26 protein-coding genes and 2 tRNA genes are annotated in these 22,531 nt (G+C 73.4%); 25 read left to right on the top strand and 3 right to left on the bottom strand.

Going from position 1 to position 22,531, the window contains the following annotated elements:
- Window positions 1-154: 154 nt before the first annotated feature.
- The 11 genes from GKE82_RS03720 (at window position 155) to GKE82_RS31190 (ending at window position 6,122) form a co-directional block, all read left to right on the top strand.
- Window positions 155-316 (top strand): hypothetical protein, encoded by a 162-nt coding sequence (locus tag GKE82_RS03720; RefSeq protein ID WP_154732368.1) that lies wholly within the window; start codon window positions 155-157, stop codon window positions 314-316.
- A 1,035-nt stretch (window positions 317-1,351) separates the two neighbouring features.
- On the top strand, window positions 1,352-1,573 hold the full coding sequence (locus GKE82_RS03715; RefSeq protein WP_154732367.1) for a hypothetical protein: 222 nt from the start codon (window positions 1,352-1,354) through the stop codon (window positions 1,571-1,573).
- The gene (locus GKE82_RS03710) at window positions 1,570-1,773 is read left to right on the top strand and encodes a helix-turn-helix domain-containing protein (RefSeq protein ID WP_154732366.1); all 204 of its coding nucleotides are present in this window, start codon (window positions 1,570-1,572) and stop codon (window positions 1,771-1,773) included. Before GKE82_RS03715 ends, GKE82_RS03710 begins: the two co-directional genes overlap by 4 nt.
- Window positions 1,774-1,991: 218 nt before the next feature.
- Window positions 1,992-2,312: a hypothetical protein gene (locus GKE82_RS03705; RefSeq protein WP_154732365.1), complete on the top strand. Its 321-nt coding sequence runs from the start codon at window positions 1,992-1,994 to the stop codon at window positions 2,310-2,312.
- Entirely contained in the window at window positions 2,309-2,527 is a 219-nt protein-coding gene (locus GKE82_RS03700; protein WP_154732364.1) for a hypothetical protein, read from the top strand. Before GKE82_RS03705 ends, GKE82_RS03700 begins: the two co-directional genes overlap by 4 nt.
- Window positions 2,524-3,363 carry a hypothetical protein gene (locus GKE82_RS03695; RefSeq protein ID WP_154732363.1) on the top strand — a complete coding sequence of 280 codons (840 nt, stop codon included), beginning with the start codon at window positions 2,524-2,526 and terminating at the stop codon, window positions 3,361-3,363. Before GKE82_RS03700 ends, GKE82_RS03695 begins: the two co-directional genes overlap by 4 nt.
- Window positions 3,360-3,542, top strand: coding sequence for a hypothetical protein (locus GKE82_RS03690; protein ID WP_196189043.1), 183 nt, complete (start codon window positions 3,360-3,362; stop codon window positions 3,540-3,542). The genes GKE82_RS03695 and GKE82_RS03690 overlap by 4 nt, the downstream gene beginning before the upstream one ends.
- 183 nt (window positions 3,543-3,725) lie before the next feature.
- Window positions 3,726-4,520, top strand: coding sequence for a hypothetical protein (locus tag GKE82_RS03685; RefSeq protein WP_154732361.1), 795 nt, complete (start codon window positions 3,726-3,728; stop codon window positions 4,518-4,520).
- Window positions 4,517-4,843 (top strand): hypothetical protein, encoded by a 327-nt coding sequence (locus GKE82_RS03680; protein ID WP_154732360.1) that lies wholly within the window; start codon window positions 4,517-4,519, stop codon window positions 4,841-4,843. The genes GKE82_RS03685 and GKE82_RS03680 overlap by 4 nt, the downstream gene beginning before the upstream one ends.
- Window positions 4,840-5,946: a tyrosine-type recombinase/integrase gene (locus GKE82_RS30535; RefSeq protein ID WP_154732359.1), complete on the top strand. Its 1,107-nt coding sequence runs from the start codon at window positions 4,840-4,842 to the stop codon at window positions 5,944-5,946. The genes GKE82_RS03680 and GKE82_RS30535 overlap by 4 nt, the downstream gene beginning before the upstream one ends.
- Window positions 5,862-6,122, top strand: coding sequence for a tyrosine-type recombinase/integrase (locus GKE82_RS31190; RefSeq protein WP_375337035.1), 261 nt, complete (start codon window positions 5,862-5,864; stop codon window positions 6,120-6,122). The genes GKE82_RS30535 and GKE82_RS31190 overlap by 85 nt, the downstream gene beginning before the upstream one ends.
- 65 nt (window positions 6,123-6,187) lie before the next feature.
- On the opposite strand, the gene GKE82_RS03665 is transcribed toward GKE82_RS31190, so the two are convergent.
- Window positions 6,188-6,260: transfer RNA gene (locus tag GKE82_RS03665), tRNA-Val, on the bottom strand.
- Between the two features lie 85 nt (window positions 6,261-6,345).
- On the opposite strand from GKE82_RS03665, the gene GKE82_RS03660 reads away from it, so the two are divergent.
- Window positions 6,346-6,416, top strand: a tRNA-Cys gene (locus GKE82_RS03660).
- On the top strand, window positions 6,417-6,935 hold the full coding sequence (locus tag GKE82_RS03655; protein ID WP_154732357.1) for a macro domain-containing protein: 519 nt from the start codon (window positions 6,417-6,419) through the stop codon (window positions 6,933-6,935).
- 25 nt (window positions 6,936-6,960) lie between these two features.
- Here GKE82_RS03655 and GKE82_RS03650 read toward each other — a convergent pair whose 3' ends face one another.
- Complete coding sequence (locus tag GKE82_RS03650) at window positions 6,961-8,049, bottom strand: aminotransferase class V-fold PLP-dependent enzyme (RefSeq protein ID WP_107571380.1); 1,089 nt, start codon at window positions 8,047-8,049, stop codon at window positions 6,961-6,963.
- A 40-nt stretch (window positions 8,050-8,089) separates the two neighbouring features.
- Complete coding sequence (locus tag GKE82_RS03645) at window positions 8,090-8,698, bottom strand: transglycosylase family protein (protein WP_199224030.1); 609 nt, start codon at window positions 8,696-8,698, stop codon at window positions 8,090-8,092.
- 286 nt (window positions 8,699-8,984) lie between these two features.
- On the opposite strand from GKE82_RS03645, the gene thrS reads away from it, so the two are divergent.
- From thrS to GKE82_RS03585, 12 genes are all read left to right on the top strand, one after another.
- Complete coding sequence (gene thrS, locus GKE82_RS03640) at window positions 8,985-10,910, top strand: threonine--tRNA ligase (RefSeq protein ID WP_154732356.1); 1,926 nt, start codon at window positions 8,985-8,987, stop codon at window positions 10,908-10,910.
- Between the two features lie 75 nt (window positions 10,911-10,985).
- Window positions 10,986-11,774: a translation initiation factor IF-3 gene (infC, locus tag GKE82_RS03635; RefSeq protein ID WP_309233378.1), complete on the top strand. Its 789-nt coding sequence runs from the start codon at window positions 10,986-10,988 to the stop codon at window positions 11,772-11,774.
- Between the two features lie 131 nt (window positions 11,775-11,905).
- Window positions 11,906-12,106, top strand: a complete 201-nt coding sequence (gene rpmI, locus GKE82_RS03630; RefSeq protein WP_107571383.1) for a 50S ribosomal protein L35 — start codon at window positions 11,906-11,908, stop codon at window positions 12,104-12,106.
- Complete coding sequence (gene rplT / locus GKE82_RS03625) at window positions 12,103-12,468, top strand: 50S ribosomal protein L20 (RefSeq protein WP_107571384.1); 366 nt, start codon at window positions 12,103-12,105, stop codon at window positions 12,466-12,468. The genes rpmI and rplT overlap by 4 nt, the downstream gene beginning before the upstream one ends.
- A gap of 258 nt (window positions 12,469-12,726) precedes the next feature.
- Complete coding sequence (locus tag GKE82_RS03620) at window positions 12,727-13,278, top strand: RNA methyltransferase (protein ID WP_196189042.1); 552 nt, start codon at window positions 12,727-12,729, stop codon at window positions 13,276-13,278.
- Complete coding sequence (gene pheS / locus GKE82_RS03615) at window positions 13,271-14,362, top strand: phenylalanine--tRNA ligase subunit alpha (RefSeq protein ID WP_154732354.1); 1,092 nt, start codon at window positions 13,271-13,273, stop codon at window positions 14,360-14,362. The genes GKE82_RS03620 and pheS overlap by 8 nt, the downstream gene beginning before the upstream one ends.
- Window positions 14,359-16,890, top strand: coding sequence for a phenylalanine--tRNA ligase subunit beta (pheT, locus tag GKE82_RS03610; protein WP_154732353.1), 2,532 nt, complete (start codon window positions 14,359-14,361; stop codon window positions 16,888-16,890). Before pheS ends, pheT begins: the two co-directional genes overlap by 4 nt.
- Window positions 16,883-17,941, top strand: a complete 1,059-nt coding sequence (gene argC, locus GKE82_RS03605) for an N-acetyl-gamma-glutamyl-phosphate reductase (protein ID WP_233243963.1) — start codon at window positions 16,883-16,885, stop codon at window positions 17,939-17,941. Before pheT ends, argC begins: the two co-directional genes overlap by 8 nt.
- Complete coding sequence (gene argJ, locus GKE82_RS03600; protein WP_309233377.1) at window positions 17,938-19,191, top strand: bifunctional glutamate N-acetyltransferase/amino-acid acetyltransferase ArgJ; 1,254 nt, start codon at window positions 17,938-17,940, stop codon at window positions 19,189-19,191. Before argC ends, argJ begins: the two co-directional genes overlap by 4 nt.
- Window positions 19,188-20,051, top strand: coding sequence for an acetylglutamate kinase (gene argB / locus GKE82_RS03595; RefSeq protein ID WP_107571390.1), 864 nt, complete (start codon window positions 19,188-19,190; stop codon window positions 20,049-20,051). The genes argJ and argB overlap by 4 nt, the downstream gene beginning before the upstream one ends.
- On the top strand, window positions 20,048-21,244 hold the full coding sequence (locus tag GKE82_RS03590) for an aspartate aminotransferase family protein (RefSeq protein ID WP_154732352.1): 1,197 nt from the start codon (window positions 20,048-20,050) through the stop codon (window positions 21,242-21,244). The genes argB and GKE82_RS03590 overlap by 4 nt, the downstream gene beginning before the upstream one ends.
- 13 nt (window positions 21,245-21,257) lie before the next feature.
- Entirely contained in the window at window positions 21,258-22,508 is a 1,251-nt protein-coding gene (locus GKE82_RS03585; RefSeq protein WP_107571392.1) for an argininosuccinate synthase, read from the top strand.
- The last annotated feature ends 23 nt before the right edge of the window (window positions 22,509-22,531 follow it).

The following is a 22,531-nucleotide window of genomic DNA, read 5'->3' as shown; positions in this document are numbered from 1 at the left end:
TAGGCCAACAGGCCGCGCCGACGGCCCGCAACCGGAGCGGGCGACCTCTGCACAGAGGGACCGAGTCCGCGAGGACCGGAACCGGAACACCCCGCTCATCACGGAGGAGTTCCCGTTGGCCGCCCTGCCCATCAGTATCAAGCTTCCGCCCCCGATGAGGGAGCAGCTCGTCGAACTCGCGGCGCAGCACGAGCGCACCCTCTCGGCCGAGATCCGGTACGCGCTGCGCCGCCACCTGAACGACGAAGACCCCGCCAGCACGCAGGGTCTCCGTCACGACACGGGCGCTGGGACCGCCCACACCGATGCACCATAGCCCGCGGACCGGCGGCGCGGCTCGCTGCGCCAACACGCGAGTCCTCCGCGGCCTGCAAGTTGCGGGAGAGCACGGAATCACCGCCTCCGACTGGGTCGACCGGACTCCCGATGGCGGACCGCCCGTCTTGCGCCTCGCCGCGGTGATCTACCGCCTGCGCCAGCGCGGCTTCCACATCGAGAGTTCTCGCCGCCGCGGGTTCCAGGCCGTCTACGTCCTCCGGGAGCACCGCGCGCCCGAGGCTTGCGACTCATGAGCTGGCAAGCCGTCAAGTGGGCGCTCTACTCGGCACCCCTCGACCGGAATCGGTTCACCAGCGACGTCGCCGTCCTTGTGGTCCTCGCGGAGACCGCCGACGAGAGCGGCAACGGCGCCTACCCGTCGCTCGCCACGATCGGCGTCTGTACCGGGCTCTCCCGACGAGCCATCAGGGCCTCGCTCGAGCGCCTCGAGGCCACCGGCGTGATTGTCCGGGCGGGACGGAGCGGGCACGACACCGTGAGCTGGAGGCTCGCTCTCGACCTCGTGGAGAGCGAGTCCGCGATCCGCGGCCGCCGGCGAGAGTTCGTGAAGGCCTGGCGCGGAACCCCGGGCGGGGAACCTGAGGTGCCCGGGGAACCTCAGGTGCCCGGGGAACTTGAGGTGCCCCGGGCACCTGAGGTGGCGCCCGGTGAACCTGAGGTGCCCCACCCGGGGAACCTGAGTGCCGCTTCCGGGGAACCTGAGGTGCCCCGAACCACCCGGGAATCATCCAGGAACCCCCCCCGGAGGAACCACCCACTTCGTCGCGTTCCGCGACCGGGGACGTCGCCCTCGTGTTCGAGGCATGGCGGAAGTCGACGGGGAAGGCGACGGCGAAGCTCGACGCCAAGCGCCGCAAGACCATCGAGAACGCCCTGAAGCTCTTCGAGGTCGAGGAGCTCGTCGCGGCCGTGGACGGCTGGCGGTTCTCACCGCATCACCGAGGGGGAGAACGATCGCGCCACGGTCTACAACGACCTCGGCCTGCTCCTTCGCGACGCCTCGCACATCGAGATGTTCCGCGACCTCGCTCGCGATGGCGGCAAGTCCCGCCGGGCTCGGAGCGGGCAGCATCCGCGCGGCGCGGAGATCATGGCCGCGCACGCCGCCAGGGTGCGGTCCCGGGAGACTCACGAACAGCGCGTCGCGCGCCTCCAGGCCGAGGCCGACGCCTACAAGAGCGCCGAGGCCGCCGCCCGCGCGGACGACGCCGAGTCCACGGACGGTCTTCGATGAGCGCGCCGAAGCTCATCGACGCTGCGACCGCTGGGGAGCGCTTGGGCGTCTCGGCCCGCTGGATGCTGGAGCAGGCTCGCAAGGGCACGATCCCGCACGTCAAGCTCGGCCGGTTCACCCGCTTCGATCCCGTCACGCTCGACGCCTGGATCAGCCAGCAGCACCGCGGTCCCGACGTCCGCTCATCGGAGGCGGCGTGATCTTCGCGCGGCCGCGGCGACCCCTGGGGGGTGACCCCCTCCGACCACCTCCGGGACCGGAGAGGGCTGCCCGTCGGAGGTCTGCAGGGTTCAAAGCCTTCCCGGGCCCCCTGACCCTGCGCGCGGCGATTACGCCGCTTCGGGGCCGCCTCGCCGGCCCGGATCTTCAGCTTGGCGCTCGGGTGGTGCGCCAAGGCTGGCCAGCGTGCCGAGGGAACGTGTTGGCCCCCTCGGGCACCGGCCGCCGACTGTGGGCCGCGGGGGTGCTCGGCATGACCCCCGCGGCACCGCATCCCACCAGCAACCACGACCCCAAGGAGGACCGCCACATGACGGCTGATCCCACACCAACCCTCGGCGTGATCGGCAAGGAGCGCCTGCGCGAAGAGACCGCCGACGTTGAGCAGCTCATCGCCGCCGACTACGACGCGGTCACGTTCTTCGCGTGGCTCCGCGAAGACCCGACGCCGGACCGCGACGCGCACCGACGCGCCTGGCTGGCTCGTCACCCCGACCACGCTCGGAGGCTCGAGGCATGACCGAGCCGCAGCGCTTCAAGCCGATGGACGACTGGACCGTCGACGAGCACCTCGAGCACGAGCGCACCGGCCGCCAGCCGGAGACCGACGAGTACCGCGCCGCCATGAGGCAGCACATCGAGGAGCACGGGACGCCCTTCGGCGGCACCGGGTTCCTCGAGGCGACCGTCGAGGACCACCTCGACTACATCCGACGCAACAAGGAGACCCGATGAACCTCCCTCGCACCCTCACGCTGACCGCGCCGGAGCGCGCCGGCGAGAAGATCCACGACCTCGACAACCCGAACGAGCGGCTCCGGCCTCGCGGCCTGAACTTCGTCGACCCCGCGCACCTGGCCGCCGCGCCGGAGCCGATCCGGGACGCGCACTCGGCGGCACTCGCCGCGTACACCGCCTGGCGGGCCAAGGCCCGCGCGCTCGGCGACGCCTACGAGGCGTGGGAGCGCGCGCCGGCCGAGCAGGCGCACGCCGACCGCGAGGCGCTGCGAGCCGGCAGCCCGATGCCCAAGTCCGACCTCGTCGTGAAGACGCGAGAGGAGCTGACGCGCGCGGACCGGGCCGAGCGCGCGGCGCACGCGCACGCCCTCGAGCTGTACGAGGCCTACCGCGCGCTCCTCCTCTCGATGCAGATCGAGTGGCACGCCGCGCAGTTCGAGGCCGCCGAGAAGGCGCAGGAGTCGATCCGCGCCGAACTCGAGCAGCTCGCGGTCAGGATCGTCGAGATGAACTCGCTGGCCAGCGTCGCGAACGCGCTGCACCAGTTCGAAGGCCGCGAGCTGGAGTTCGAGGCCACCCACCGTCACGGCCGGCAGCTCGAGAAGATCCGGAAGGACATGGCCAAGGAGCCGATGGGTCGAGGCCGTGCCGTGGAGAACGAGGTCGGCGCGCTGCTCGGCGCGCTCGCGCGCGAGCACACGTCGGTGCTGCTGCCGGGACCGCCGGCGCGGGTACAGGCGCGCGCAGCGCGTGACGAGCGCCGCAAGCAGAACGAGGAGAAGGCGGCCAAGCACGCGGAGTTCGAGCGAGCTGCTCGGAAGGCGGCGTGGTGATCGAGCACCCGAAGGCCGTGGCGCTCACGCGCTTCTTCCAGCGCCTCGCCGAGGTCAAGGACCTCCCCGAGGACCAGCTCCGCGAGCCGATGTGGGACGCGGCGAGTGAGCTGTTCGACGCCGGCCACGACTCCGCGCGCGAGTTCCCGGGCTTGCGCGCGGTCCCGGACCGCCCGTAGGATGCGCCACGCAAGTGCCCCCGCGACCGTTGGCGCGGCCCGGGGGCGTGGCACCGAAGGAATGATCTTCGATGCGACCGGCACGCTACCTGACACCCGCGATGGTTCGACCGCCCAGGCGGTCCGCGTGCCCGTCCGCCTCACCCTCCTTCGGTGCTCCGACACCCACCACGAAGGAGCACCATGAGCACCACCACACACCAGCCGACTGAGGCCCCGGTCCCTGAGCATCTGCGCGAGCACCTGATCGCCGCGGCCAGCCGGTATCTCGGCCTCCAGTTGCGGGCGTCGGGCGAGGCGTTCGACGAAGAGCCCGTCGACGCGCCCTCTCTCGGTCGCGTCGACGCGGCGCGCGAGGCGTACGCGACGTTGCGAGAAGGCGGGACGTCGATCGCCGCCGACGTGATGGTCGCCGTGGCCGAGGAAGCCCGCTACTGGATCGCCACCCCGCTCGGGGAGGGGCATGGCCCCACCGGTCCCCGTGAACGAGCCCGCGCGCACCGCGACGTCGCCGACCTCGAGCTTCTGGCCGCCGGCCTCCCGCTGGAGGAGGACGCGAACTCGGCCGGCCACCCTTCGTCCCTGACCGCCGACCGGGCTCGCGCCGGCGACACCACTCTCGTCGTCCCCGCGGAGATCCGGCTGCGCCTCGTCGAGCAGATGCTCTGCGAGATCGAGGACGCCGCGGAAGCCCTCGGCCACGCGGCCGTGCGCGAGCCCGCCCAGCTCGACCAGCACGCCGACGACCTGGCCCGCGCCGTCGCGGTCTACCGAGCGCTGAGGACCCCTGCGCGCTGCTTCGCGGCGTCGGACGTCGCGTTCGCGGCCGCCGCGCTCACCCGGACCCTGATCCACCGGCTCACCGAGGGAGACCCCACCCTCGACGCGGTAGAGGCCATGCTGCGCCGGGCGCGCGCGGCGGAACGCCTGCGCGACGAAGCGCTCGAGCTCGTCGAGCGCGCGGGGGCCGAGCGGTGAGCGCCTCCTACCTCCCGGCAGGACCGTTGGCCGAGTGGCTGCGCGCGAAGGTCGCCCAGGCCGGCGACGTCGCGCACGTGGCGTTGGCCCTCGACCTCGATGAGGCGCTGCTGCGCCGGCGGATGCGAGCGACCGGCCGTGTGACATTGGCCGTGGCCGACGAGCTGTTCATCCGAGCCGACGAGCCCCAGGCGCTCGCGGTGCTCTACCCGCTGACCGAGCGTGCGGCGCCACCGCGGCGGCCGACGTCGCAGGACTGCGAGCTGCAGGCGCTCATGGCCGAGATCCGCGCTGACCACGCGCGTCGAGGGCTGTTCGCGTGAGCCGGCGCAGCTACGGGAGCGGGTCGCTGACGATCCGCAAGAACCGCCGCTCCGGCGAGGTCTGGGTCGGCCAGTGGCGCGACGACGGCCGGCTGATCAAGCGGACCATCGGCCCGAAGCGGCGCCCGGGGACCGCGGACGGCCTGGGACGCGCGGAGGCGGAAGCCCGGCTGCGGGAGCTGATGGCCACCGTGCGCGCCGAGGACGTCCGGTCGCCGGCGCAGCGCCGCGCGCGGCCCGGCGAGATGACGATCGCCGACCTCTGGGCCGCCTACCGCGACGATCGGGGCCGCGAGCTGAAGCCGACGACCTTGCACGACTACGGGGCGTGCGTGCACGGCTGGTTCGTCCCGCACTTCGGTGAGCAGCCGATCCACCGCATCACCCGTGCGGACGTGGACCGCCTCGTCGACGCGATGGCCGCGGGCCGGCAGAAGAAGCGCGGCGACCGAACCGGCCTGGCGCCGAAGAGCATCCGCAACTACGTCACGTTGCTCTCGACGCTCTTCAACTACGCCATCCGCAAGCGCCGCTGGCTGACCGAGAACCCCGCCGCGGACATCACCGTCCCGGCCGACGATCAGCAGGACGCCGACGAGCTGGAGTTCCTCGAGCCGCACGAGGTCCGCGACCTGGCCGCCGCGGCCGCGCGCGACGCGGTCTACGGGCGCGTGGACCGGGCGCTGATCCTCACCTCGGCGATGACCGGCCTCCGGCAGGGCGAGGCGCTCGCGCTGCGCTGGGAGAGCGTCGACATCGCCGGAGGACGGCTCAGGGTGGTCCGCAGCGTCGTCCGAGGCCGCGAGACGACCCCGAAGTCGAAGGAGCGTCGCAGCGTCCCCCTGGCGCCGGACGTCGCGCGCGTCCTCATCGAGCTGGGCGGCGTCGATCCCGACCCCGAGGACCTCGTGTTCCCGCATCCGTTGACCGGCGGGACGCTGACCCGCACCCCCTCATGCGCCGGTACCGCGTCGCGCTCGTCGCGGTCGGCCTCGACCCCGAGTTCCGCTGGCACAGCCTGCGCCACTCGTTCGGCACGAGGATGGCGGCGGCCGGCGTTGACGTCCGGAAGATCCAGGCGTGGCTCGGCCACGAGAGCCTGAAGACGACCGAGCGCTACATGCACTACGCGCCGGCACACGACGACGCCGCGCGCATCGGCGCGGCGTTCGCGGCCGCCGACCCGCGCGACCCGGCGGGGTCCGGTCCGGCAGGGAGCGGCGAGGGGGAGAGGGCTGCCCCTCGCCGTGTGTACGGGTTCCAGGACTCCGCGACTTGATGCCGCGCGGGCCCTGGCATCGCCGCTGAAACGCGAAAGGCCCCGGAGTTCCGGGGCCTTTCTCATGGGCGATACTGGGCTCGAACCAGTGACCTCCTGCTTGTCGAGCAGGCGCTCTCCCAGCTGAGCTAATCGCCCCTGGGGTGCAGGAGAGTAGCAACCCGCGCGCAAACGTGGCGCGCCGCGTGACGCGTGGTCCGGGCGCTAGGCTGTGCGCGCACCTGGCGACGTGGCGGAGTGGCTACGCAGCGGCCTGCAAAGCCGTGTACACCGGTTCGATTCCGGTCGTCGCCTTTGTCGCGGATCACCCTGCATCTCGGCGACATCACCACGGACGGGGAGGCGGACGTCCTCGTGAACGCGGCCAACTCCGGACTGCTCGGGGGCGGCGGCGTCGACGGCGCGATCCACCGCGCCGCCGGGCCGGAGATCCTGCCCGAGTGCCAGGCCCACGGCGGTTGCCCGACCGGGGAGGTGCGGGTGACCTCCGCCGGTCGCCTGCCCGCCCGCTTCATCGTCCACGCGGTGGGCCCGGTCTGGCACGGCGGCGAGCGCGGGGAGCCCGAGCTGCTCGCGTCCTGCTTCGAGCGGGCGATCGCCGCCGCCGCCGAGCGCGGCGGTCGCCGCGTCGCGCTGCCGGCGATCTCGACCGGCATCTACCGCTACCCGCTGGAGCGCGCCGCCCACGTGGCGCTGACCGCCACCGCACGGGCGCTCGCGCGGCACCCGGAGGTCGTCGAGGCGCGCTTCTGGCTCTTCGACGAGCGGGCGCTCGCGACGTTCGCGCGCGTGCGCGACGACCTCGCGCTCTAGGAGGGGCCTCTTCTTCAGGACCCGCCTAGGCGATCGCGGCGAGCAGCCGCTTGAGGTCCGACTGGTCGTTCCACGCGCCGACCGACGCGCGGACCCACGGCAGCCCGGCGAACGACCGCACGGCCACGCCCCGCTCGGCGCAGGCGGCGACGACCGCGTCCGGGTCCTCGGCCTTCCAGCTGACCAGGGTGCTGCGGCCCCGTGGGGCGACCTCGTGGCCCCGCTCGGCGAGCTGGTCGGCCAGGTCGGCGGCGAGCGCGGCGGCACGCGCGTGCACGTCCGCCCAGCCGGCGTCGGCGAGCACGTCGTGCGCGGCCACGCCGGCCAGGTACGCCTCCGCGGAGGTGGCGAACGCGTCGTGGGCGCGCGCGTCCGGCCAGGGCCGCGCCTCCAGGCCGGCCGACGGCTCGGACAGGTGCGCGTAGGTCGGCATGTGCACCATCACCCGCTCCTGCCAGTCCGGGGAGATCCACAGCAGGCCGAGCCCGACCGGGCCGCACAGCCACTTCTGGCCGGCCGCGGCGTAGAAGTCGCAGCGCAGCGCCGCGACGTCGACGGGCACCGCGCCCGCCCCCTGGGCGCCGTCCAGCAGCAGCGGCACGTCCGCGGGCCGGGCGGCGAGGTCCTCCGGGGCGAGCTCCCCGGTGGCCCAGTGCACGTGGGAGCACGCGACGAGCTTCGTGCGCCGGCCGATGTGCGCGGCGATCCTGCGCAGCGGCACGACCTTCACCGTGATGCCGCGCAGGCGCCGGGCGGCCGACAGCGGGCCGAGCAGGCCGGGGTGCTCGTCGTCCGCGGTGACGATCTCGTCCCCCGGACGCAGGTCCAGGCCCGCGATCACCCGCGCCATGCCCTCACTGGTCGAGGCGGTGACCGCGACGTCGTGCGGGGACTGCGCGCCGACGAGCTCGCCGTACCGCGCGCGCAGCTCCTCGCGGGCCTCGCCCAGGCGCGGGTAGTAGTCGGCCGACCGGCCCTCCTCGGCGGCGCGCAGGGCGCTGTCGGCCCCGCGCTGCAGCGCCTCGGCGGCGAGCGGGCCGCAGGTCCCCGCGTTCAGGTAGGCGACCCGCTCGAAGACGGGGAAGTGGGCGCGGAGGGTGGAGGCGTCGGGCACCCGGCGAGCATACGACGGGCGCCCGACCACTCCGGGTGGCTCAGCCGCAGACCGGCCAGGGGGACGCACCGGCGCGCGCGTAGAGCATCGCCGCGCGGCGGTCCTGCTCGAGCTCGGGCGCGGCGGCCGGGTCGCCGCTGCCGCCGACGCTCGCCCACGTGCCCATGTCGAACTGGTACTTGCCGCGGTACCGGCCGCCGCCGCCGATCGCGCGCGGGTTCCCGCCCGACTCGCAGGCGGCGATCGACGCCAGCGCCGCGGGGATCGGCACGGCGGGTGCCCCGCCGGTGCGGCGCAGCGTCCGGATCTGTCGGCGCACGCGGGTGATGCGACGCTCGAGCCGCTCGACCGACCAGTCGTCGATGACCGCCCGGTAGGCGCGGGCGCGGAAGCGGCCGTCGCGCAGCGCGGCCGCCTTGCGGCCGAGGCGCACGGCGCGGTCGGTCAGCACCTCACGCGCGTGGTCCTCGAGCGCGTCGTGCACGACCGTGCCGTCGGGGACGGGCAGGTCGATGAGCGGGACGGTCGCGGTCGCCGGCGCGGTGGCGGCGGGCGCCGGGAGGGCGGGGGCGGCGAGCGCGGCGGCCGCGGTCGCGGCGACGGCGGTCAGGCCGAGGCGGCGCGGGACGGGGTTCGTGGTGGGGGGCATGTGCGCATGCACGTCCTTTCGCGGCCGGTGGGCGGGCATGCGGACGCACGCCGGCCCGGGCCGGTCGGTGGGCGACGGTGCAGACAGGGACGGAGCGTCTCCTCGTGCCGGCGCAGGCCGGCGGCGCTCACGTCCCTCGGATGGCGGCGAGACGGTCGCCGCGACCCGGGTTCTGACCCGTCGAGGGCTCGAACCCTAGCGCAAACCGCGAACACGTGTTCGTACGGGTCCGAACGGTCGTGCGCGCGGGGCGGCGCAGGACGTCCGCCGATACGCTGCCACGACGATGAAGGTCACCCTCCCCGACGGCACCGAGCTCGACCTCCCGGAGGGCGCCACCGGCCTCGACGCCGCCGCGGCGATCGGGCCCGGCCTCGCCCGCGCCGCGCTCGCCGTCAAGCAGCAGGGCGAGGTCCGCGACCTCGCGCGCCCGCTCGTCCCCGACGTGCCGCTGGAGATCGTCACCAGGAGCTCCGGGCAGGACGCGCTGGACCTCGTGCGCCACGACACCGCGCACGTCCTCGCGGCCGCCGCGCTGGAGCTCTTCCCGGGCGTGAAGATCTCGATCGGACCGCCGATCGAGCACGGCTTCTACTACGACTTCGAGTTCCCGGACGGCGTGACCCTCACCGAGGCCGACTTCGCGGCAATCGAGGCGAAGATGAAGGAGCACGTCAAGGCCGACGAGACCTTCGATCGCGAGGAGGTCACGGTCGAGGAGGCGATCGAGCGCTACAAGGCGCAGGACCAGCCCTACAAGGTCGAGCTGATCGAGGACCTGATCACCAACACGGGTGCGCAGACCGTCACGCTCTACACCAACGGTCCGTTCACCGACCTCTGTCGCGGCCCGCACATGCCGTCCACCGGTCGCATCGGCGCCTTCAAGCTGCAGTCGGTCGCCGGCGCCTACTGGCGCGGCGACGCGAACCGCACGATGCTCACCCGCGTCTACGGCACCGCGTTCTTCGACAAGAAGGAGCTGAAGGCCCACCTCGAGCGCCTCGAGCAGGCGAAGGCGCGCGACCACCGCCGCCTGGGTCCCCAGCTCGGCCTCTTCCAGTTCAGCGACGCCGCGCCGGGCAGCGCGTTCTGGCTGCCCGCCGGCACCACCGTCTTCAACGAGCTCGTCGCGCTCTCCCGTGAGATGGGGGAGCCGCGCGGCTACACCGAGGTCAAGACCCCCCAGATCTACGACTCCGAGCTGTGGAAGACCTCCGGGCACTGGGGCAAGTACCGCGAGAACATGTTCGTGACCGGGTCGGAGGGGCGCGAGTTCGGCGTCAAGCCGATGAACTGCCCGGGCCACGCGCACCTGTTCGGCATGCAGCAGTGGTCCTACAAGGACCTGCCCGTCCGCTACTCCGAGCCGGGGCTGCTGCACCGCGACGAGCTCAGCGGTGCGCTGCACGGCCTGCTGCGCGTGCGGCACTTCTGCCAGGACGACGCCCACGTCTTCTGCACCGAGGAGCAGATCCAGCAGGAGATCGCCGGCTGCCTGGAGTTCGCGTTCGAGACCTACCGGGTGTTCGGGTTCGACGACGTCAAGGTCGAGCTCTCCACGCGGCCGGAGAACCGCCTCGGCAGCGACGAGCTGTGGGACCACGCCGAGGGCGCGCTGGAGAGCGCGCTGCGCAGCCAGGGTCTCGAGTACGAGGTCAACGAGGGCGACGGCGCGTTCTACGGCCCGAAGATCGATCTGCACCTGACCGACTCGCTCGGCCGCTCCTGGCAGCTGGGGACCGTCCAGGTCGACTACCAGATGCCCGAGCGGTTCGGCCTCAGCTACGTCGGCGCGGACAACGCCGAGCACCGCCCGGTGATGATCCACCGGGCGCTGATGGGCTCCTACGAGCGGTTCATCGGCATCCTCATCGAGGACACCGCCGGCGAGCTCCCCGTGTGGCTCGCGCCGACCCAGGCGCTCGTGCTGCCGATCGCCGACCGGCACGCCGACACCGCCCGCGCGGTCCGTGACGAGCTCCGTGCCGCCGGCGTCCGCGCCGAGGTGGACGAGCGCACCGAGTCGGTCGGGCGCAAGATCCGGGAGGCCGAGCTGCGCAAGGTCCCGTACATGCTCGTGGTCGGCGACCGCGAGATGGAGGAGGGCACCGTGAGCGTCCGTCGGCACCGCGAGGGCGACGAGGGCAGCGAGCCCGTGGCGGCCGTCGCGCAGCGGATCGCGGAGATCACCCGCGCCCGCAGTGCCTGAGGCGTTATGCTCCTGGCTGTTGACTGAATTCACTGCCCCCGCCGCGCGCACGATCGCGCCGCGTGTACACAGCTAGTGCCGGTTCCGCGTAGGTTCGACCGGCGCCCGCCCGAGCGGGACACCACCCGCATCAACGAGCGCATCCGCGTGCCCGAGGTGCGCCTGATCGACGAGACCGGCTCACAGGTCGGCGTCATGCGCACCGACGAGGCACTCCGCTACGCGCAGAGCCGCGATCTCGACCTGGTCGAGGTCGCCGCCGACGCGCGCCCGCCGGTGTGCCGCGTGCTCGACTACTCGAAGTACAAGTACGAGCAGGCGCAGAAGCAGAAGGCGGCCAAGAAGCACCAGACGCAGATCACGATCCGGGAGATCAAGTTCCGGCCGAAGATCGCGGAGCACGACTACTCGACGAAGAAGGGTCACGTCGAGCGCTTCCTGCGTCACAAGGACAAGGTCAAGATCACGATCATGTTCCGCGGCCGTGAGGTCACGCACCCGGAGCGCGGCGTGATGATCCTCGACCGCCTCGCGGAGGACCTGAAGGAGCTCTGCGTCGTCGAGCAGCGCCCGATCCAGGACGGCCGCAACATGACGATGCTGCTCGGCCCGAGCAAGGCGGTCCTCGCCGGCACGCTCGAGGAGGACCAGGCGCGGGCGGCGGAAGCCGCCGCGGCCCAGGTCGAGGCCGAGGCCGCGGCGGACGCCGCCGTCGCCGAGCGCGACGAGGCCGCCGCGGCCGAGCAGGCCGCCGACGCGGCCCCTGCCGCGGACGAGGTCGCCTCCGAGGACGCCGCGGCGTCCGACGAGCCTGCCGCGTCCGACGAGCCCGCCGCGTCCGACGACGCGGCGCCTGCGAGCTAGACGTTCGGATCCGCGCCACCTCCCGGGGTGGCGCGGGCCCCGCCTCGCGGCTCCGCGGAGGGGCCCGAGCGGGCCGCCGGGGAGGCGCAGGACGCACCGCGGGTCGTCTCTGGCATACTCCCCCGTCGCCCATGCCGAAGCAGAAGACTCATAGCGGCGCGAAGAAGCGCTTCAAGGTGACGGCGAGCGGCAAGGTCAAGGCCCGCCACTCGCACTCGAGCCACATCCTCGAGAAGAAGTCCCCGAAGCGCAAGCGCTCGTTCTCGAACCCGGTGATCCTCAGCGATCACGACGCCCCGCGCGTCAAGAAGCTTCTGGGGGTGGGCAAGTGACCCGCGTCAAGCGCAGCCTCCACGCGAAGAAGAAGCGCCGCTCCACGCTGGAGCGCGCCAAGGGCTTCCGCGGCGAGGCGAACTCCAACTACAAGCGCGCCAAGGAAGCGGTGATGAAGGCGGACGCGTACGCGTACCGCGATCGCCGCAACCGCAAGCGCGACTTCCGCCGTCTGTGGATCACCCGCATCAACGCCGCCGCGCGACTCGAGGGCATGACCTACGGGCAGTTCATCCACGGTCTCAAGCTGGCCGAGATCGAGCTCGACCGCAAGGTGCTCGCCGACATCGCCGTCCGCGACCCCGAGACGTTCAAGCGATTCGTCGCCGCCGCCCGCGAGGCGTCGGCTGCTGCTGCCTAGCCAGAAGCGCACCGACACAGACCTTCACGGGCGTCGACTCCTCCGGGATCGGCGCCCTTTCTGTTTTCCGCACCCCCGTGATCATCACCAGCCCCCACAACGAGACGCTCAAGCAGGTCCGCAAGCTCGCCGCCAAGCGGGAGCGGGCACGGGCGGGCGCGTTCGTCGCCGAGGGGGGAGGACCTGCTCGAGGCCGCCGACGCCGCCGGCTGGGAGCCGCGCGCCCGGCTCTGCGTCGCCGGCAGCGGCCTGCCCGGGGTGGAGGTCGAGGCCGAGCTGCTGCACGCCGTGTCCCAGCTGGGCTCCGGCACCCGCACGCTCGCGATCTACGACCAGCGCTACGCGCCGGCCACGACCGACGGGCTGACCGTGCACCTGCACGGCGTCCACGACCCCGGCAACGTCGGCACCGTCCTGCGCGCCGCGCACGCCTTCGGGGCGGCGGCCGTCTCGCTCGGGCCCGGCACCGCCGACCCCTACGGTCCCAAGGCGGTCCGCGCCAGCATGGGAGCCGTGTTCGCCACCCCGCTCGTGCGCGCACACGGCGGCGTCGGCGACCTCCCGGGCGCGACCGTGGCGCTCGTGGCCCGCGCCGGGACCGCGCTACCGCGGCTCGGCGCGCAGCTCGCCGACGGGCCCGTGACCCTGCTGGTCGGCGCCGAGCGCGACGGCCTGCCCGACGACGTCGTCGCCGCGTGCGACCACGTCGCCCACATCCCGATCGAGGGCGAGTCGCTGAACGCCGCGATGGCCGCCGGCGTCGCCCTCTACGAACTGCGGCGAATCCATATGGTGACGAGCGATGAGTGACGTGCTTGACCGGATCGAGGCGCTGCGCGCCGAGGCCCTGACCGCGATCGAAGGCGCCGCCGACACCGCGGCGCTCGAGGATCTGCGGGTCCGGGTGCTCGGCCGCAAGGCGGAGCTGCCCAACATCCTGCGCGGGGTGGCCGAGCTGCCACCCGAGCAGCGCGGGGCCGTGGGCAAGGCGGCGAACGTCGCCCGCAAGGCGGTCGAGGCCCGCCTCGAGGAGCGCGTCGCGGAGCTCGCCGCCGGGGAGCTCGACGCACGGCTCGTCGCCGACGCCGTCGACCTCACGCTGCCCGGGGCGCCGCCCCGGCCCGTCGGCCGCCTGCACCTGCTGACGCAGACCCGCCGCCAGATCGAGGACGTCTTCCTCGGCCTCGGGTTCCGGGTCGCCGAGGGCCCCGAGGTGGAGTGGGTCCACTACAACTTCGACGCGCTCAACCACGTGCCCGCGCACCCGGCCCGCAGCCGCTCGGACACTTTCTATGTGCAGCCGCCCGACGGGGGCGCCGGACCCGGGCTCGGCTCGCCCGACGAGATCGTCCTGCGCACGCACACCTCGCCGATGCAGGTCCGGTCGATGGAGGCGCAGAAGCCGCCGATCGCCGTGATCGTGCCCGGACGCGTGTACCGGCGCGACAGCGACGCCACCCACACGCCGCAGTTCCACCAGGTCGAGGGCCTGTGGGTCGACGAGGACGTCACCCTCGCCGACCTCAAGGGCGTGCTGCTGGCGTTCGCCCGCGCGCTCTTCGGCGACGAGCGCGAGGTCCGGCTGCGCCCGCACTTCTTCCCGTTCACCGAGCCGTCGGTCGAGGTCGACGTCACCTGCTTCCAGTGCTCGGGCACCGGGGCACTGCCGCGCACCGGCGCCCGCTGCAACCTCTGCAAGGGCACCGGCTGGCTGGAGATCCTCGGCTCCGGCATGGTCGACCCGAACGTCCTGGGCGGCGTCGACGGCTACGAGGACCTGCAGGGCTTCGCCTTCGGGATGGGCATCGAGCGCATCGCGATGCTCAAGCACGGCGTGCCGGACCTGCGCCTCTACTACGAGAACGACCTTCGGTTCCTGGAGCAGTTCGGATGAAGCTTCCCCTCAGCTGGTTGCACGACCACGTCACCCCGGAGCTCGGCACGCGCGAGCTCGCGACCCGGCTCGCGATGACGGGCACGGAGATCGACGTCATCCACCACCACGGCGTCGACGCGCTCGAGCACTTCGTCGTCGGCAAGGTCCTGGAGCGCGCACCGCACCCGGACGCCGACAAGCTGTCCGTCTGCACGGTCGACGTGGGCGAGGCGGAGCCGTCGCAGATCGTCTGCGGCGCGCCGAACGTCGCCGCCGGCCAGACCGTCGCGGTCGGGCGGCCCGGATCGATCATGCCCGACGGCACGAAGCTCAAGACCGCGAAGCTGCGCGGCGTCGCGAGCGCCGGGATGATCCTCAGCGAGGACGAGGTCGCCATCGCCAGCGACCGCGCCGGCGGGATCATGGAGCTGCCGGACGACCTCGTGGCGGGCACGCCGCTCGCCGACGTGCTGCTGATCAGCGACGAGGTCCTCGAGCTCGAGATCACCCCCAACCGGCCCGACTGCCTCGGCGTCTACGGCGTGGCGCGCGAGGTCGCGGCGGCCACGGGCGCCCCGCTCGGGCCGCCACCGTGGGAGGCGCCGGCGGCCCGGCCCGCGTTCGACGAGCTGCGCACCCAGGACGCCGCCGGATCCGGCACCGCCGGGGACATCACGATCACCAACGAGGCGCCGGACCTCTGCCCGCGGATGACCTGGCGGCTCTACGAGGACGTCACGCTCGCGCCGTCGCCGCGGTGGCTGAAGGCACGGCTGACCGCGGCCGGCCAACGCCCGATCAACAACGTCGTCGACATCACCAACTACGTGATGCTGCTCACCGGCCAGCCGCTGCACGCGTTCGACGCCGACCGCATCGCGGGCGGCACGCTCGTCCTGCGGCGCGCCGCCGACGGCGAGACGATCACGACGCTCGACGAGGTCGAGCGCACCCTCGACGACCAGATGCTCCTGTTCGCCGACGGCGACGGCCCCACGTCGATCGCCGGCGTCATGGGCGGTGCCCGGTCGGAGATCCACGACGCCGGGACCGGCGAGCCGGGGACCTCCCGGCCCACGACCACCCGCGTGCTGATGGAGGTCGCGACCTGGAACGGGCCCAACGTCAACCGCACGATGGCGAAGCTCGGCCTGCGCTCCGAGGCGGGCTCCCGGTTCGAGAAGGGCCTCGCGCCCGAGCAGACGCTCGAGGCGCAGGCCGTCGCCCACCAGCTGATGGTCGAGCTGTGCGGCGCCACCCCGGTCGGCGGCACCCTGGACCTCGGCGGCGACGGCCCGGCCCCCGCGGTCATCCGGCTGCGCGACGAGAAGGTCACCGCCCTGCTCGGCGCGCCCGTCGCACGCGACCGCTGCGCCGCCGTGCTCACCACCCTCGGCTTCGGCGTCACGCCCGCCGAGGACGGCCTCGATGTCACCGTGCCCGCCTTCCGGCGCATCGACGTGACCCGCGAGGCCGACCTCATCGAGGAGGTCGCCCGGCTCGAGGCGCTCGACACGCTCCCCTCGACCGTGCCCGAGAACCGCACCGGGCACGCCGCGCAGCTCACGCACGCCCAGAAGGTCCGCCGCCGCGCCGAGGACGTGCTCGTCGGCGTCGGACTGCACGAGGTCTGCGGCTGGTCGTTCACCGAGCCCGCCGTGCTCGACCGCCTGCGGATCCCGGCCGAGCACCCGCTGCGTGCCGTCGTGCAGCTCGAGAACCCGATGAGCGAGGCGCAGTCGATCCTGCGCCCGACCATCCTCGGCTCGCTGCTGGACGCGGCCGCCCACAACCGCGCCCACGGCCACGCCGACGTGCAGCTGTTCGAGAGCGGCTCGGTCTACGCGGCCCGCCCCGCGCCGCCGGAGGCCTGGGCCGGGCAGAGGCCCGCGCCCGCCGACGAGCACCACGCCCTCGCGGTGCTCCTGCACGGTGCGGCGGCGCCCGCCTCCTGGCAGGGTGCGGGCTCCGCGGCCCCCGCCGACGTCTTCACCGCCAAGGGGATCCTCGAGGCGGTGCTCGGCACCCTGCGCGTCCCGTTCTCGATCGGGGACGCCCCGGAGGGCGCGTGGCCGTTCCTGCACCCGGGCCGCAGCGGCGCGGTCCTCGACGCGGACGGCGCCCGGATCGGGTTCCTCGGCGAGGTCCACCCGCTCGTCGCGCAGGCGTGGGACCTCGACGGTCCCGTCGCGGCGTTCGCGGTCGACCTCGGCAAGGTCGCCGCGCTCGCGCCCGAGGTCGTCGGCTACCGCGACCTCACGAGCTTCCCGGCGCTGCGCCAGGACCTCGCGGTCGTCGTCGCCGACGACGTGCCCGCCCAGCGCGTGCTCGACGTCGTCCGCGGCGCGGGCGGCAAGCGGCTCGCCGACGTGCGCGTCTTCGACGTGTACCGCGGCGCGCAGCTGGGGGAGGGGCGCGTGTCGCTGGCGCTGCACTGCGAGTTCCGCGCCCCCGACCGCACGCTGACCGACGAGGACGTCGCGCCGGTGCGCGCGAAGATCGTCGCCGCGCTCGCCGAGCAGGTGGGAGGGGAGCTGCGTGGCTGACAGCCTGGGGCGGGGGCCCGCCGGCGGAGGTCACGTGCGGTCCTCCGGCACCCCGAAGCGCATCCTCGTCGCCGGGGCCGCCGGGTTCGGGGGCGCCATCACCTGCGCGCTCGTGCACCGCCACCCCGGGCTCGAGCTCGCCGCCGCCACCGCGCGCAGCGACGCCGGCGCGCGCCTGGACGAGGTCTACCCGCACCACCGCGTGCCCGTGGTGCTCGAGGAGCTCGACCTCGACCGGCACGCCGACGGCATCGACGCCGCCGTCGTCGCCTACCCGCACGGGGCCAGCGCCCCGGTCGTCGCCGGGCTGCGCGAGCGCGGGGTCCCGGTCGTCGACTTCAGCGCCGACTTCCGGCTGCGCGACCTGCAGACCTACGAGCGGTGGTACGTGCCGCACGTCGCCCCGCAGCTGCTGGAGGAGGCCGTCTACGGGCTGCCCGAGCTGTACCGGGACGAGCTCCGCGGCGCGGGCCTGATCGCCAACCCCGGCTGCTTCCCGACCGCCGCGCTGCTCGCGCTCGCGCCCGTCGCCCGTGCAGGGCTCGTCGCCGACGTCGTCATCGACGCGAAGACCGGCGTCTCGGGCGCCGGCCGCGGCGCGTCGTGGCGCACGCACTTCTCGCGCGTGGACGAGAACGTCGACGCCTACGGCATCGACGGGCACCGCCACCTCCCGGAGATCCAGCAGGAGCTCGGCGTGCTCGGGGCGACCGCGCCCGTCACGTTCATCCCGCACCTGCTGCCGCTCGACCAGGGCGAGCTCGTCTCCTGCTACGTGACCACGTCACGGCCCGTCACCCAGGCCGACGTCGACGAGCTGTTCGCCACCGCCTACGACGCGGAGCCGTTCGTCGAGGTGGTCGCCACCTCGCCCGGCGTCCGCGACGTGCGCGACACGAACTACGCGCGGCTCACCGCCCGGGCGGACGAGCGCACCGGCAAGGTCCTCGTGTTCTGCGCGATCGACAACGTCTACAAGGGCGCCGCCTCGCAGGCCGTGCAGAACCTGAACCTCGCGCTGGGGCTCCCGGAGACGGCGGGGCTGCGGTGAGCGCCTTCTTCGACTCCCGCTGGGTCGCGGCGCCCGAGGCGGTCACCGTGCTCGACGGGGACGCCCTGCCGCAGGGGTTCCGCGCGGCCGGCGTCGCCGCCGGGATCAAGGAGAGCGGCCTGACCGACGTCGGCCTGCTCGTCGCCGACAGCCCCGACACCACCAGCGCCGCCCGGTTCACCCGCTCCGGCGTCCTGGCGGCCCCCGTCGTCGTGTGCAAGACCCGCACGCGGCTCGACGCCATCCGCGCCGTCGCGGTCAACAGCGGCAACGCCAACGCCGCCACCGGCGGGCGCGGCATGGACGAGGCGGCCCGCATGCAGGGCGCCGCCGCGATGGTCTGCGGCGTGCCCGAGGACCGGGTCGCCGTCGCCTCCACCGGCGTCATCGGCGTGCAGCTCGACGGCCGCAAGGTCACCGCCGGGCTGCTCGCCGCCTCCCACGAGCTGCGCGCCGACGGGCACGGCGCCTTCGGCGAGGCGATCCGCACCACCGACAAGTTCGCCAAGAGCGCCCGGCTGCAGGTCGCGCTCCCCGGCGGCCCCGTGACCATCACCGCCCAGGCCAAGGGCGCCGGGATGATCCAGCCGTCGTTCGCGACGATGCTCTGCTTCGTGCAGACCGACGCGCAGCTCGACGCCGCGACCGCCGACCGACTGCTCGGCGACGGGGTGCGGCGCAGCTTCGACCGCATCTCCGTCGACGGGCAGCTGTCCACCAACGACACGGCGATCCTGCAGGCCAGCGGCGCCTCGGGCGTCGCGGTCGCCGCCGGATCCCCGGACGAGGCGATCCTGCGCGAGGCGCTCGACGCGCTCCTGCGCCAGCTCGCGCTGCTGATCGTCCGCGACGGCGAGGGCTCGCGGCGCGTCGGACGCGTCGTCGTGCGCGGCGACGACCGCGACGACGCCGAGCGGTGCGCCCGCGCGGTCGCCAACTCGCCGCTGGTCAAGGCGGCGCTGCACGGCGGCGACCCGAACTGGGGACGCATCGCCCAGGCCGTCGGCCTGGCGATGACCGACCGCGCACCCGTCGACCTCGACATCACGATCGAGGGCGTCCCGGTCTGCGCGCGCGGCGCCGCCGTCCCGTTCGACCAGGCGGCGCTCGACGCGGCCGTCGCCGGCACCGAGGTCGACTACGCGGTCGACCTGCCCACCGCGAGCGGCACCCCGACCGTCGAGGCCGAGGTGTTCTTCAGCGACCTCTCGCACGAGTACGTGACCATCAACGCGGAGTACACGACGTGACCCCCCGGCCCCCTCGCGACCTCGGCACCCTGCTCGAGGCGCTGCCCTACATCCGCGAGTTCCACGGCAAGACCGTCGTCGTGAAGTACGGCGGGGCGGCGATGACCGACCCGTCCCTCAAGGAGGACTTCGCGCGCGACATCGTGCTGCTGAAGTACGTCGGGATCAACCCGGTCGTCGTCCACGGCGGCGGCCCGGAGATCACCGGCTACATGGAGCGCCTCGGGATGGACGTGCGCTTCGTCGACGGGCTGCGCGTCTCCGACGCCGAGACCGTCGAGGTCGCCAAGATGGTCCTCGTCGGCAAGGTCAACAAGGACATCGTCCAGCGGATCGGCCGGCACGGGCAGCCCGCGGTCGGCCTCAGCGGGGACGACGGCCGGCTGCTGCGCGTCTCCAAGCAGCACTCGCCGGGCGGGGCGGACATCGGCTTCGTCGGCAAGATCGACAAGGTCGACGTCGACGTGCTCAACCACATCGCCCAGGACTACATCCCGGTGATCGCGTCGGTCGGCGCGGACCGCGACGGGCAGTCCTACAACGTCAACGCCGACGAGGTCGCCGGTGCCGTCGCCCGCGCGATGGGCGCGTACAAGGTCATGTTCCTCACCGACGTCGAGGGCTGGCTGCGCGACCCCGCGGACCTCGACAGCGTGATCTCCGAGGCGCGCGCCGACGAGGTCGAAGCGGCCTTGACCTCGATCGGCGGTGGCATGCGGCCGAAGCTGCAGTCGTGCCTGGACGCCATCCACGGCGGCGTGTCGTTCGCGCACATCGTCGACGGACGCGTGCCGCACTCGCTGCTGCTCGAGCTGTTCACCGACGCCGGCATCGGCACGAAGATCCGGGCGTCGGCATGAGCGACGCGACCTGCCCCGGCGGCGGCTCCACGGCGGGCGGCGGCCCCTGCCCGCGCGACCGGCACCTGACCGCCAACTACGCGCGCCAGCCGGTGAACTTCGTCCGCGGGCTCGGCGCCCGGCTGTGGGACGCGGAGGGCCACGAGTACCTGGACCTGCAGACCGGTCTGGCCGTCAACTCCGTCGGCCACTGCCACCCGGCCGTCGTCGAGGCGATCGCCGCCCAGTCCGCGCAGCTCATCCACGTCGGCAACCTCTTCTACACCGACCCGATGGTGCGGCTCTCCGCGCGCCTGGCGCAGGCGTCGAAGCTCGGCGAGGGCACGAGGGTCTTCTTCACGAACTCCGGGACCGAGGCCGTCGAGGCCGCACTGAAGTGCGCGCGCAAGCGCCGCCGCGCCGGCACGATCGTCTCCGTGCACCGCGGCTTCCACGGCCGCACCTACGGGGCGCTCAGCGCGACCCCGCAGGAGTCCAAGCAGGCCCCGTTCGCCCCCCTGGTCCCCGGGTTCGTCGCGGTCGAGCCGACCGCCGAGGCGATCACGGCCGCGGTCGACGGCGGGACCGCCGCCGTGATCCTCGAGACCGTGCAGGGCGAGAGCGGCGTCTACCCGCTGCCCGCCGAGGTCCTGCGCGCCGCGCGCGCGGCCTGCGACGCCCACGGGGCCGCGCTCGTGTTCGACGAGATCCAGTGCGGTCTCGGCCGCACCGGTCACCTGTGGGGCTGGGAGGACAGCGGCGTCGTCCCGGACGCGGTCACGGTCGCGAAGGCGCTGGCCGGCGGCCTGCCGATCGGGGCGCTCGTCGCCGGGCCCGCGATGGCCGACGTCTTCGAGCCCGGCGACCACGGCTCCACGTTCGCCGGGGGCCCCGTGCAGTGCGCGGCCGGGCTCGCGGTGCTGGACGTCGTCGGAGACCCGGAGCTGCTGGCGGCCGTGCGGGCCGCCGGTGAGCGCCTGAGCGAGCGGCTGCGTGACCTGCCCGCCGTCACCGAGGTCCGTGGCCGCGGCTACATGCAGGCGATCGAGCTCGACGGGATCGACGCGTTCGCGCTCGTCGGCCGCGCGCTGCAGGAGCAGCGGCTCGTCCTCAACGCCACCTCGCCCTCGACCCTGCGGCTGCTCCCGCCGCTGACCATCGACCCCGCCGACCTCGACGAGGCCACGACCCGCCTCGCCGCCCTCCTCTCCTAGGATCCAGCCCAGAATGACCGAGCCCCGCACCCGCACCGCCAGCTACCTCGCCGAGCCCGACGAGGTCCACCGCGTCCTGCTGCTGTACAGCGGCGGGCTCGACACGAGCGTCATGCTCAAGTGGATCCAGGACGAGTACGACGCGGAGGTCGTGGCGCTCACGATCAACCTCGGCCAGCCCGGCGAGGACTACGACGTCGTCAAGGGCAAGGCCACGCAGCTCGGTGCGGTCGCCGCCGAGGTCGTCGACGCGCGCGAGGAGTTCGCCCGCGACTTCATCGTCCCGGCGATCAAGGCCAACGCGAACTACGGCCTGGACTACCCGCTCTTCACCGCGCTCGGCCGGCCGCTGATCGCGAAGCTCGCGGTCGAGTACGCGCGGCTGCACAACTGCGACACCATCGCCCACGGCTGCACGGGCAAGGGCAACGACCAGGTCCGCATCGAGGCGACGGTCGCGACGCTCGCCCCCGAGCTGAAGGTCATCGCCCCGGTCCGCGGCTGGCAGATGGGCCGTGAGGAGGAGATCGCGTACGCGCGCGAGCACGGGATCCCGATCAAGGGCGGCGCCGAGACGACGCCGTACTCGATCGACGACAACCTCTGGGGTCGCTCCTCGGAGGGCAAGTGGATCGAGGACCTCACGCACGCGCCGGACGACGACGTCTTCCAGCTCGTGACGCGGCCGGAGGTCGCGCCCGACGAGCCCGAGATCGTCACCGTCACCTTCGAGCAGGGCGTCCCGGTCGCCTGGAACGGCCAGGAGATGGGGCTCGTCGAGCTGCTGGAGACGGCGGCCGAGGCGGGCATGAAGCACGGCGTCGGCATCGTCGACCACATCGAGGACCGGATCGTCGGGCTGAAGGTCCGCGACATCTACGAGGTCCCGGCGGCGAAGATCATCCTCACCGCCCACGCCGAGCTCGAGCGGCTCGTCGGCACGATCCACCAGAACCAGTTCAAGGGCGACCTCGACCGCCAGTGGGGCTACCTCGTGTACGCCGGCCTGTGGTGGGAGCCGCTGCGCGAGAACCTCGACGCGTACATGGACTCGGTCAACGAGCAGGTGACCGGCACGATCGGCCTGAAGCTCTTCAAGGGCAACTGCCGCGCGGTGACGCGCGAGAGCCCCAACGCGGTCTACGACGCGGCGCTCGCCACGTTCGAGACCTCGGGCGGCCTCTTCAGCCAGCAGGCGTCCCCGGGCTTCATCGAGCTGTGGTCGCTGCAGTCGCGGATGGCCCATCGGCTGCGCAACCGGTGAGCGGCGCGTTCGCGCAGCCCCGG

It is taken from the genome of Conexibacter sp. W3-3-2 (assembly GCF_009707605.1).
Taxonomy (GTDB): domain Bacteria; phylum Actinomycetota; class Thermoleophilia; order Solirubrobacterales; family Solirubrobacteraceae; genus Paraconexibacter; species Paraconexibacter algicola.
Note: the sequence above shows the minus strand (reverse complement) of the source record. Positions and strands in the feature narration are given on the sequence as shown.